Raw genomic sequence first — 12,560 nt, forward strand, 5'->3', positions numbered from 1 at the left:
ATGATTACGATGCTGACGTTATAGTCCTCTTACATTTAGAGGTAGTCTTTAATTTTTACATAAAAAAAGGAGGGTATAATCATGTTATAGTCCTCTTACATTTAGAGGTAGTCTTTAATTTACGCCAAGAATTATTAATGTTGATGCAAGTTATAGTCCTCTTACATTTAGAGGTAGTCTTTAATCTTTATCCATGAATTAACTCATGCGATTGCGTTATAGTCCTCTTACATTTAGAGGTAGTCTTTAATAGAAATATATTAATAGCGACTTATATTACAGTTATAGTCCTCTTACATTTAGAGGTAGTCTTTAATATATTGGAGAAAAAAGAAAAAGATTAGTCAGTTATAGTCCTCTTACATTTAGAGGTAGTCTTTAATTCCTCTATTGTACTTAACATCATCTACTGAGTTATAGTCCTCTTACATTTAGAGGTAGTCTTTAATACCCTTCTATCGTATCATAGACAGCTCTAAGGTTCAATCCTTGTTTTCTTTGACTAAAAAATGGACAACACTCTGTAAATTCTGATATATTTTGTTTAAAATCGATTCATCTTAGCCAATACTCACCTCAGTCTGCCACTTTTATGTTTAAAATAGATGTTCTGATAGACTAATAAAAAAGACGTCTCTTTTAAAAGAAACGTCTTTTTCCAATTAACTTATTTTTTAACTAAAAGTGTTACTGATTCAACATGATTTGTTTGTGGGAATAGGTCAACTGGTTGAACTTTCTCAACTGAATAACCACCTTCTGATAGTAAAGCCAAATCACGAGCTAGAGTAGCTGGATTACAACTTACATAAACGATTTTCTTAGGCATCATTGCTAATGTAGCTTCAATAAATGTACCTTCTAATCCTTTACGAGGCGGATCAACAACTAATAAATCAACTGCTAATTCTTTTTCGCTCCATTCAACCATCACTTCTTCAGCTAAACCAGCTTCAAAAGTTACATTATCAATATTGTTTAGTTTTGCATTGTTTTTCGCATTTTCAACAGCTGCTTCAACTGACTCAATTCCATAAACTTCTTTGGCATTTTTAGCTAAAGAAAGTGAGATTGTTCCAATTCCACAATAAGCATCAATAACGGTTTCAGTACCAGTTAATTCAGCATAATCCAATACTGTTTGATATAATTTTTCAGTTTGTTGTGGGTTTACTTGATAGAAGGCTGATGCTGAGATTTCAAAGGTATTCCCTAATAAGGTATCCGTAAAGTAATCTTGTCCCCATAACGTAATGTTTTCTGAACCAAGAATTTTATTCGTACGACTTGGATTAACATTTTGAATAATACTAACTACTTCAGGAAGTGCTTCTGTAATCGCTGGTAAAATTTTACTTGTTGGGAATAATTTAGCTGTTCTCGTTACTAAAACAATCATAATTTCCCCAGTATGATAACCACGACGAACAATAATATGACGTAGATTCCCAGTATTTGCACCTTCGTTATAAGGTTTCACATTAAATTCACGCATAATATCACGTACGATAACTACAGCTTCATCAATTTTAGGATCTTGAATCACAAAGTTTTCCATTGGAATTAAATCATGACTATTTTTACGGAAAAATCCTGTTGTTAATTTGTCATCGATTTTACGAACTGGGATTTGTGCTTTATTACGGTAACCCCAAGGTTCTGCCATTCCAATTGTTTCAAAAACAGGGACTTCTGGCATTTTAGCAATACGTGCTAAAACATTACGTAATTGTTGACGTTTAAAAGTCAATTGTGAAGAATACGTCATATGTTGTAAAGGTGTAATTCCAACACGTGTATAGTTTTCATCTTTGATTTCAACACGATTTTGGCTAGAAGTTAAACGTTTCATTGATTTACCATAACCAAATGATTTTCCGGTCTTATGGATTTTAATTTCTATTTCTTCACCTGGTAGAGCATTTTCAATAAAGATTGGGTAACCGTCTATTTTGGCAACACCCATCCCCTCATGTGTTAAATCTTCAATTTTGACTGTATGTTTTTCATTTTTTTTAACTGGTACTACTTTTTCAGCTTTCATTAAAAAGCTCCTTTCATGTATATGACTCGATCCATTTGTAAATGGTTTAGTATAAGTGGTCAAATTTAGTGAATAAGTTAATTTTTTAGGTTAAAGCAATTTTTCAACTTAAGCAGTCAAGACTAAGTTCCGCTAATCTGTCAGCTTTTCAATCAAAAAGTTTGCTGTCCTTTTAGAGTATCTCACAAAAGGACAGCAAACTCAAAATAATTTGTTACTTAATCGGTAATTTCTCATTTTCAGGTCTGGAAATAACTCCATCCCCGTTGATATCTTCGTTAGCTAAATGTTCCATTTCTTTAATAAACGCTTCTTCGGCTGCTTCAATCTCATCCTCGCCAATTACAGCATCGTCTGGAATTGAATCTAAATCACCGAACATTTCAATATGTTGATGTAAATTTGTAAATGTCATCGGAGCATCCCCACCGTACTCACCGTCTAAATTAATCATCATTCGCGAACCGTCCATTGGTTCTGCTTTAACATGACTAGTTTTTACATAAAGTAGATTAGGATGATCAATATGTTTTCCACCGTTTAACATCAAAGCTACCATGTGTAGAATTTCTACAACATTGGCTGTTTTGATAATCATTAAAGAAAATAAACCATCGTCTAAATGAGCATCTGGTGCAATTTGTTCAAAGCCACCCACTGAATTGGTTAATCCTAATAGGAACATAGAAGCTTTTCCTTCAAATACATCATCATCATACTCAATTCGCATTGGAATCGGCTTAATCCGAGGAAGCATTTCTGCTCCCTTAACGAGATAAGCCAAGTAGCCAAATATTGATTTTAATTGAGATGGTACATCATAAGTCAGTTCAGTTAAGTTTCCCCCACCTGCAATATTAATGAAATACGTTTCATTTGCTTTACCAATATCCATTTTGATTGTTTGCTGCTTCTGTATTACTTTAGCTGCCGCAACAACATCATTTCTAGGAATGTGTAACGCTCTTGCATAATCGTTAGTGGTTCCAGCTGGAATAATCGCTAATTTAGGTCGTTTTTCTAAATGGGCAATTCCATTCACTACCTCATTAATCGTTCCATCTCCCCCCGCTGCTACAATCAATTCAAAGCCATCTAAAGCAACTCGTTCTGCTTCTGTTTTGGCTGAATCTGGTTCTGGTGTTGTCGCATACGCACTGGTTTCATAACCTTCCGCTTCAAGAATTTGTAAGATGTCTACTAGATTTTTCTTAAGAACTTCTCTACCTGAAGTTGGATTATAAATGACTCTTGCTCTCATAGATATCCTCCTTTGAAAATATACACTGCCGATTAATTACCGTTTTGCTAATTCTTGATTTAATAATTGATTCACAACGCCTGGGTTGGCTTGTCCTTTAGTTGCTTTCATAATTTGACCAACAAGGAAACCAACTGCACGGTCTTTACCATTTTTAAAATCTTCAATGGATTGAGCATTGTTATCCAAGACTTCATTAATCATTGGCAATAATTTAGCTGGATCAGATAATTGAACTAAACCTTTTGCTTCAACTACTTGCTTCGCATCGCCACCATTAATGATTAATTCACGGAAGACTTTTTTCGCAATCTTAGAACTAATTGTTCCATCTTCAATCAATGTAATCATACCAGCTAAGTTTTCAGGTGTTAATTTAGTTTCTTCTAATTCAAGCTTTTCACTATTTAAATAACCTGAAACTTCACCCATTAGCCAGTTAGAAGCTTGTTTTGCATCTGCACCTTTTGTTAACGTTGCTTCAAAGAAATCTGACATTTCTTTTGTTTGAGTTAAAACCATTGCATCATATTCTGGTAAACCAAACTTATTAATATAACGTTCACGACGTGAGTTTGGCATTTCTGGAATACTTTCACGAACTCGTTCAATCCACGCATCATCAATTTTAAGATTTGGTAAATCTGGTTCTGGGAAATAACGGTAATCGCTTGAACCTTCTTTGACACGCATTAAAATTGTTTCGCCCGTCACTTCATCAAAACGACGTGTTTCTTGTTGAATAACGCCACCTGACACTAATACTTTTGCTTGACGAATTTCTTCATGAGCCAGTCCACGACGAACAAAGTTAAATGAATTCAGATTTTTTAATTCTGCTTTTGTTCCAAATTCCTCTTGACCAATCGGACGTAATGAAACATTGGCATCACAACGCATTGAACCTTCTTCCATTTTCACATCACTAACACCTGAGAATTGAATCACTTGTTTCACTGCTTCTAAATAAGCATACGCTTCTTCTGGCGAACGCATATCGGCTTCTGAAACAATCTCAATTAATGGTGTTCCTTGACGATTTAAATCTACATATGAATAGCCATCTGTTCCGTGATTGTTTTTCCCAGCATCTTCTTCTAAATGCACACGTTCAATTCTGATTTTCTTTTTAACGCCTTCAACTTCAATTTCAATCCAACCATCATGTCCAATTGGTTTATCAAATTGTGAAATTTGGTAAGCTTTGGGATTATCTGGATAGAAATAGTTTTTACGGTCAAATTTAGTATCTTTAGAAATCTCACAATTTAAGGCTAATGCTGCACGCATTCCAAAATCAATTGCTTGTTTATTCATTACTGGTAATACGCCTGGATATCCCCAGTCAACTACGTTTGTATTGGTATTCGGTTCTGCACCAAAGTGGGCCGGAGCAGACGAGAACATTTTCGATTCGGTTTTTAATTCTACGTGGACCTCAAGTCCGATTACTGTTTCAAAATTCATCTAGCTATCCCCTCCTACAGGTTTGGTTTTTGTTTGTGGAAATCCGTTGCTTGCTCAAATGCATAAGCTGCTTTATAAATAGTTTGCTCATCAAAATGTTTGCCGATTAATTGTAATCCAATTGGCAAACCATTTTCAGCAAATCCACATGGAATTGACATCGCTGGAACTCCTGCTAAATTCACTGGAACGGTTAAAATATCATTCATATACATCGTCAATGGATCATCCATATTTTCACCTAAATTAAAGGCTGTTGTTGGAGTGGTAGGTCCTAAGATTAAATCATAATCTGCAAATACGTCTGTAAAATCTTGTTTAATCAATGTACGAACTTGACCCGCTTTTTTAAAGTAAGCATCGTAATATCCAGAACTTAAAGAAAACGTTCCAAGCATAATTCGACGTTTCACTTCCATTCCAAAACCTTCAGAACGACTCATTACATAAAGCTCTTCTAATGTTTTTGCTTCTGGTGAACGGTATCCATAACGAACACCATCAAAACGTTGTAGATTTGATGAAGCCTCACTTGAAGCAATGATGTAATAAACCGCAATTCCATATTTAGAGTGTGGCAAGCTCACTTCTTCAACTGTTGCACCTAACGATTTATACGTGTCGATTGCTGCCAAAACAGCTTTCTTGATTTCTTCATCAATACCTTCTTGTAGATATTCTTTTGGAACACCAATTTTCATACCTTTAATATCACCAGTCAGACCTTCAGTAAAGTCAGGAACTGATGCACCTGAACTCATTGAATCATTCGCATCATACCCGCTGATTGCATTTAATACATACGCATTATCTTTAACCGTACGAGTAAATGGTCCGATTTGATCTAAACTTGAAGCAAAGGCAATTAAACCAAAACGTGATACACGACCATATGTTGGTTTCATTCCTACAACCCCAGTAAAGGCTGCTGGTTGACGAATACTTCCACCAGTATCACTACCCAAACTCATCAATACTTGTCCCGCTGCAACTGCTGCTGCTGAACCACCTGAAGAACCACCAGGAACTTTAGTTAAATCCCATGGGTTTTTCGTTTGTTTGAAGTAAGAAGTTTCTGTACTTCCACCCATTGCAAATTCATCCATGTTTAATTTTCCAACAGGGATCATATCTGCTTCATAGACTTTATTCATAACTGTTGCATCATAAATTGGTATAAAATCTTCTAACATTTTACTAGCTGCTGTTGTACGAATATCTTTAGTGACAATATTGTCTTTTATTCCGATTGGCAAACCAGCTAAAACATTCGATTCCGTAATGCCTTTAGTATCCATATTCTTCGCCATTTGTAAGGCTTCGTCTTCGCTTAATGTAATAAATGAGCCAACTTTATCTTCAGTTTCATGAATACGAGCAAACGTTTCACGCATAATATCTTCTGCAGTAATTTCTTTTGAAACTAACAAATTGTGTAATTCAACTAATTCCTTATCTAACAAACTCATGCTCCAGCCTCCCCATTATCCATAATTGCTGGTACTCTAATTAGACCATCTTTTTCAGTTTTAACATTTTTAAATAATTCTGTCCGATCAAATCCAGGAACGGCAACATCTTCACGCATTACATTAATTGTTTCTAAGGCGTGTGTTGTTACTGGAACGCCTGTTGTATCGATTTGCTCTAATTGTTCAACCATTCCAATAATTTTATCCATTTGCTCTGTAAAATGAGCAATTTCATTGTCTTTAAAAGCTAATTTAGATAGCTTTGCAACGTGGTTTACTTCTGTTTCATTAATTGCCATTATTTTTCGACCCTCTTTCTTTTCATTACTTTTTCAATTATGAAAACTTAATTTCTATTTTAGCATAAACTAAGTAGACTAACTATCTAAATCTTTAGATTTAGTATGGCTTTTTTGCTAAATAAATCAAACAAGATTCTACTGATTAATCTTGTTTCTTGTCAAAAATAAGAAAATGCCAGGAATAATTCCCAGCATTTCTCTTTATTTAATCAAAAATATGATACTTAAACTCAGTAGTATTGGCATCTCTACTTAGGAAAGCCTCAATTCCTTCCATTGAATTGACTGTAATTTCAATTGGAATTGTTGCTGGTAACAAGCTAGTTTTATCTGCAATAAATTGTGTGAAAGAAATAATCTCAGACTCTCCATAAAACTGAGTCGTAATTTTGATTGCCATTTTTGATAATTGATTGTTTTGATAGTACGCTTCTGCCGTCACACCACTTAGATTCGGGAAGAAGGATTGAATCGAATTTTTAAAGTTATCAAAGTTAGTTTTTTCTTCACTTGATTTTCCATCATTATTAGGGAAGATTATTTTTTGATCATTAATTGCTGACCATTCACCAACTGTCGTTGAACCATTTTCACTCATAGCGGAAGCAAAATACACACCACCTGCTAAAGTATCTTTAGCAGATTGTTCAAACAGCGCAACCATGATTGGCACATTGCCCATTCCATCCTTCTTACGTAAACGTGCAACAACTTCATTAGCAATTTCTTTCCCTTTAGCTTCGAAATCAGCTCGAGAAATCGGTGTTTGAAATTCTGCTCCATATAAAACTTTTTGATAGTAATCGACACTATTCAACGCTAAACCAATGCTGACACCTGATAATTTATAATTATCACCATCTTTTACCATATAATTCTGTTCAAGAATCTGAGCTAAATAACGTGGAGCTCTTGTATCTGGCTCTATTTGACCATTATCTGGCGGATTCAAGCCATTCGGTCCAGCACTTGAATTAGGATCTTCCACTTCTGCTTTACGACCAATCCAAGATTTTGCTGTAGCTGAATCAATCAATTGCCCTTCACGGAAATAATTGTTATCTGTTGGAAACGGAGTTTGTGAAAGACCAATTAATCCCGATTCAAATGCTTTCATGTTGTATCCTGAGTTCAGACTTAAACTAACTCCCCGAGATGGACTTGTTTGATATTCTTTATCATTTTTCATTACGACACGGTAATAATCTTTTGATAGTTGTGTTTTTGTGACTTTTTCAGTGCCTTTTGAGCTATCTGAATTCGTTTCAGTATTCGTATTGGTTACATTGCCACACGCACTTAAAAGAATCAGACAGGCACCTAATAATGCAATTATTTTTTTATTCATTTAGGCTATTCCTCTCCTTCCAAATGTTCTAATAGCTGATCTTCACTCCAAACGGTAATTTCTAACTTTTCGGCTTTTGCTAGTTTACTTCCTGCTTCTTCACCAGCAACGACTAAATCTGTTTTTTTGGAAACACTCCCAGTTACTTTACCGCCTAGATTTTCAATTCGTGCCTTTGCTTCTTCACGAGTAAAATGAGTGAGCTTACCTGTTAACACAATCGTTTTCTGGTTAAAGAAAGAATCACTTTCAGCAATCTCAGTCCGTTTCTTCCCAAGATAAGTTAAATTCACTTCTCTTTGGGCTAACTCTTCCATTAATTCTGTTACTTCTGGTAATTGGAAATACGCCACAACACTATCTGCAATAATCTCACCAATACCTTCAACTTCGATAATTTCTTCCTTTGTAGCAGCCTTTAAGCCAGCCATACTTTCAAATCGTTCCGCTAATAATTTAGCTGCTTTTGCTCCAACATGGCGGATACCTAGTCCAAATAATAAGCGTTCCATGGAATTAGCACGACTAGCATCAATCGCTGTTAAAATATTATTGGCTGCCTTATCTTTGATTTTTTCTAACGTTAATAATTCATCAAAGGTTAGCTTATACAAGTCAGCAACATCTTCTACTAACTCTTTTTCATACATTTGCACAATCACTCGATTGCCTAACCCATCAATATTCATGGCATTACGAGAAACAAAATGCGACAAGCCTTCTGTAATTTGTGCAGGACACTTAGGATTGATACATCTTAACGCAACCTCTTCTTCCAAATGCACTAACTCGCTCTCACAAGCAGGGCAATGAGTTGGAATTGGGTAAGGCTCACTAGTAGCTTCACGTTTATCCGTCAACACTCGCGTTACTTCAGGGATAATATCCCCAGCTTTGTGAATAATCACTGTATCTAATAAACGAATATCCTTCTCTTTAATTAAATCAACATTGTGCAAACTTGCTCGTTGTACTGTTGTGCCAGCTAAACGAACTGGATCCATAATAGCCGTTGGGGTCACAACACCAGTTCTACCAATCGTCCATTCAATTTCTCGAATGACAGTTGTCGCTTCTTCTGCTGGGAATTTATAAGCAATTGCCCAACGCGGTGCCTTAACGGTAAAACCAAGCTCTTCTTGTGCAGCAAAATTATTCACCTTAATCACAATACCGTCAATTTCATAAGGCAAATCAACTCTTTTTTCATGATAGGTTTGAATATATTCCCACACTTCATCAATTGACTTACATAGCTTACGCTCATGATTCGTACGAATGCCAAGTTCGTCTAATTGGTGTAAAGCTTCTTCTTGACCATTTGCCGTTATCTCACCAAAATCAGCAACTGTATAGAGGAAAGTACTTAAATTCCGCTTAGCAGCTAACTTGGGATCTAACTGACGCAATCCTCCAGCAGCAGCATTTCGCGGATTAGCAAACACATCTTCACCATTTTCCTCACGCTCTTTATTCAAGGCAAGAAAAGAAGACTTTGGCATATAACATTCTCCACGAACTTCAATTGAGTAAGGCTTCTGCAAACGCAATGGAACGGATTTAACTGTGCGAATATTTTGCGTAATATCTTCGCCAACTGTACCATCTCCACGTGTTGCAGCTTGAACCAAAAGGCCATCTACATACTTTAAAGATACCGCTAAGCCATCTATTTTCAACTCACAAATGTACTCAATTTCTTCATTTGGTAGAATCTTTTTGATTCGTTCATCGAAGTTCATTAAGTCTTCTTGATTAAATGCATTTCCTAAACTAAGCATTGGGATTTCATGAACAACTTTAGTAAATCCTGGTAAAATCGTTCCGCCTACCCGCTGTGTTGGAGAATCATTTGTAATTAAATCTGGATATTCCGTTTCGATTGCCACAAGTTCATGATAAAGTACATCATAATCGTGATCAGAAATTTTGGGATTATCCTTTACATAATAGTGATAACTGTATTTGTCTAATTCTGCTCGCAACTCGACAACCTTCGTTTTAGCTTCTTCAAAGGACATATGTTCAGTCATCTTCAGACCCCTTTTCTTTAGTTACTTCTATATCAATCGACGTTATTTTATACTTTTTCAATTGGAGCAAATGCGGCTAATAAACGTTTAATCCCTTGTTCTTTAAATGCCACATCCAACTCTAGATTATCAGCATCCCCAGCCACCTTCACAACTGTTCCAACACCCCATTTTTTATGCATCGCTTTATCGCCAACAGACCACGCTAATTTTTCAGCGCCACTTTCGACTTTATTCTGTGATACTGGAGATTTATAGGTTTGAGCCGTTGCTCGTTGAGTTTGGTTTCGTTGCAACAAGCTGCTGCCATTGCCGTTACCACCAAAACTGTTGCCTCCGCTAGTGCTACGTCCAAATGGTAAACTACCTGATAATTGATTGCCTGATTCTAATGCCTCTTCACTAATTTCTGTAACAAAACGGGAAGCTGGATTTGATTGAGTTCGTCCATAGAGCATTCGTGAATAAGCGTTCGTAATATATAATTTTTGTTCTGCACGAGTAATTCCAACATAGGCTAAACGGCGTTCTTCTTCTAACTGATCTTCCTCCATTAAAGCACGAGACATTGGGAAAATCCCTTCCTCAACACCAATTAAGAAGACGATTGGAAACTCTAAACCTTTTGCCGCATGCAAAGTCATTAAGGTAACTTCACTGGTTTGTTCTTCTTCCAGATTATCTAAGTCAGAAACTAATGCTAAATCAGTTAAGAAGGTTAGTAAGCTAGTGTCTTCACTGTTATCTTTCTCAAATTGTTGAGTAACCGAAAGAAATTCTTGGATATTCTCAATACGAGTTTCAGCTTCTAATGTTTTTTCATTTTTCAAGGCTTGTAAATACCCACTGCGTTTTAGAACTTCTTCTACTAATTCAGTCACAGGTAGATACTCTTGCATTTTGATAAAATCTTTAATCATAAAAGCAAAGCCTTCTAATTCTCCAGCAGCTTTTCCAGTAATTGGTGTGATAGTTACATTCAAAGCTGTTTCTAATAACGACCAACCATATTGATTCGCTGCATCTCTTAATTTTTCAACTGTTCCAGGACCAATCCCACGTTTAGGTACATTTACAACGCGTTCAAAGCTCATATTATCTTCTGGGTTTGCAATCAAACGTAAATACGCCAATATATCACGAATTTCTTTACGATCGTAGAACTTATGCCCACCAACCATTTTGTAAGGAATATTGGATTTTAGTAAATTTTCTTCTATTACCCGTGATTGGGCATTGGTTCGATAAAGTACAGCAAAATCACCGTAATTTAATTTGCGCTCACGCATCTCTTCTTGCATTTTTGAAACAATATAACGGGCTTCATCATGTTCGGATTGACCGCGATAATACGTTATTTTTTCACCATCATCATTGTCTGTCCATAATTTTTTATCACGACGGTTTGCGTTATTTCCGATCACATCATTCGCCGCTTTTAAAATCATTTTTGTCGAACGATAATTCTGCTCTAACAAAACAACTTTGGCATCTGTATAGTCTTTTTCAAAGGTTAAAATATTCTCCATATTCGCACCACGCCAGCCATAGATACTTTGATCGGCATCTCCAACAACACAGATGTTTTTAAAACGTTTTGCCAAACGGTTCACCAATGTATACTGCGCATGGTTGGTATCTTGGTACTCATCTACATGAATATAGTGAAATTTATTTTGATAATAATCTAAAGTTTCAGGGCTATCTTTGAATAATCGAGCCGTCAACATAATTAAATCATCAAAATCCACTGATTGGTTACGGCGTAGTTCTTTTTGATAATCATCGTAACAATCTGCAACTGTTTTTTCAAACATACTTGATGCATACTCCCGATACTCTTCAGCAGTTTGTAGTTCATTTTTAGCATTACTAATTTGACCTAAAATCGCTTTTGGTTCAAACTTCTTAGGATCAATATTGCGTTCTTTTAAAATACGTTTCATCAATGTTTGTTGTTCACTAGGATCACTGATAGTAAAGGCTTTGTTGTAACCAATCTTATCAATATCACGACGTAAAATACGAACACACATTGAGTGAAAAGTAGAAACCCAGACATCATTTCCACCACGAACATTTAAACGATTTACCCGTTCTTTCATTTCCTTAGCTGCTTTATTCGTAAAGGTAATCGCTAAGATATTCCAAGGATTCACTTGTTTTTCTTCAATTAAATAGGCAATTCGATGGGTTAAAACGCGTGTCTTTCCACTTCCTGCTCCTGCCATAATTAACAGTGGACCTTCTGTGGCAACCACAGCCTCTTTCTGCCTTGGATTCATTCCTTGTATTAAATCATCTCTTGATACCAACTTTTAACATCCTCTCAGCTTTCATTTATCACTGGATCTTAGTTGTTTATTCGCAACTAAAATCGTTATTCGTAAATAAAAATCGCTCATTTCTAACCATTACACCATTATAGCAAAAAAACCGAAAAACTTCTTTAAAAAAAGAATAAGAGTCACAAAAATATTTGCAAATAATTAAGAAAATTTCCCGACTAGTTAGCAGTTTATTATAACAAGAGTGGGTTGGCAAAAAAAGAGAACATTTCGTTAATTTTAGAAAATGATTGCATTAAATTTATGTTAGATAGATGAAAAAGAACAGATAGAAAATAAATTTCC

8 protein-coding genes and 1 CRISPR repeat array (1 of these 9 only partly in view) are annotated in these 12,560 nt (G+C 35.6%); all 8 genes read right to left on the reverse strand.

Annotated features, from left to right (window positions below; all coding sequences use genetic code 11):
• A CRISPR array of direct repeats spans positions 1–449; the repeat unit is 36 nt; unit sequence GTTATAGTCCTCTTACATTTAGAGGTAGTCTTTAAT (it extends 115 nt beyond the left edge of the window).
• Positions 450–667: 218 nt separating this feature from the next.
• The 8 genes from rlmD to pcrA all read right to left on the reverse strand — a co-directional run bounded on the left by rlmD (position 668) and on the right by pcrA (position 12,242).
• Positions 668–2,044 (reverse strand): 23S rRNA (uracil(1939)-C(5))-methyltransferase RlmD, encoded by a 1,377-nt coding sequence (rlmD, locus tag BR43_RS05725; protein WP_034560164.1) that lies wholly within the window; start codon positions 2,042–2,044, stop codon positions 668–670.
• A gap of 214 nt (positions 2,045–2,258) precedes the next feature.
• The gene (locus BR43_RS05730; protein WP_034560165.1) at positions 2,259–3,305 is read right to left on the reverse strand and encodes a diacylglycerol kinase; all 1,047 of its coding nucleotides are present in this window, start codon (positions 3,303–3,305) and stop codon (positions 2,259–2,261) included.
• Between the two features lie 36 nt (positions 3,306–3,341).
• Positions 3,342–4,772, reverse strand: coding sequence for an Asp-tRNA(Asn)/Glu-tRNA(Gln) amidotransferase subunit GatB (gene gatB / locus BR43_RS05735; RefSeq protein ID WP_034560166.1), 1,431 nt, complete (start codon positions 4,770–4,772; stop codon positions 3,342–3,344).
• 14 nt (positions 4,773–4,786) lie between these two features.
• Positions 4,787–6,241 carry an Asp-tRNA(Asn)/Glu-tRNA(Gln) amidotransferase subunit GatA gene (gatA, locus tag BR43_RS05740; RefSeq protein ID WP_034560167.1) on the reverse strand — a complete coding sequence of 485 codons (1,455 nt, stop codon included), beginning with the start codon at positions 6,239–6,241 and terminating at the stop codon, positions 4,787–4,789.
• Entirely contained in the window at positions 6,238–6,543 is a 306-nt protein-coding gene (gatC, locus tag BR43_RS05745) for an Asp-tRNA(Asn)/Glu-tRNA(Gln) amidotransferase subunit GatC (RefSeq protein ID WP_034560168.1), read from the reverse strand. The genes gatA and gatC overlap by 4 nt, the downstream gene beginning before the upstream one ends.
• A 208-nt stretch (positions 6,544–6,751) precedes the next feature.
• Positions 6,752–7,894 carry a CamS family sex pheromone protein gene (locus BR43_RS05750; RefSeq protein ID WP_034560169.1) on the reverse strand — a complete coding sequence of 381 codons (1,143 nt, stop codon included), beginning with the start codon at positions 7,892–7,894 and terminating at the stop codon, positions 6,752–6,754.
• A gap of 5 nt (positions 7,895–7,899) precedes the next feature.
• Positions 7,900–9,927: an NAD-dependent DNA ligase LigA gene (gene ligA, locus BR43_RS05755; protein WP_034560170.1), complete on the reverse strand. Its 2,028-nt coding sequence runs from the start codon at positions 9,925–9,927 to the stop codon at positions 7,900–7,902.
• Between the two features lie 47 nt (positions 9,928–9,974).
• Positions 9,975–12,242, reverse strand: a complete 2,268-nt coding sequence (pcrA, locus tag BR43_RS05760) for a DNA helicase PcrA (protein ID WP_034560171.1) — start codon at positions 12,240–12,242, stop codon at positions 9,975–9,977.
• Positions 12,243–12,560: the final 318 nt, after the last annotated feature.

This window comes from Carnobacterium gallinarum DSM 4847 (assembly GCF_000744375.1).
GTDB classification, from domain to species: Bacteria; Bacillota; Bacilli; order Lactobacillales; family Carnobacteriaceae; genus Carnobacterium; species Carnobacterium gallinarum.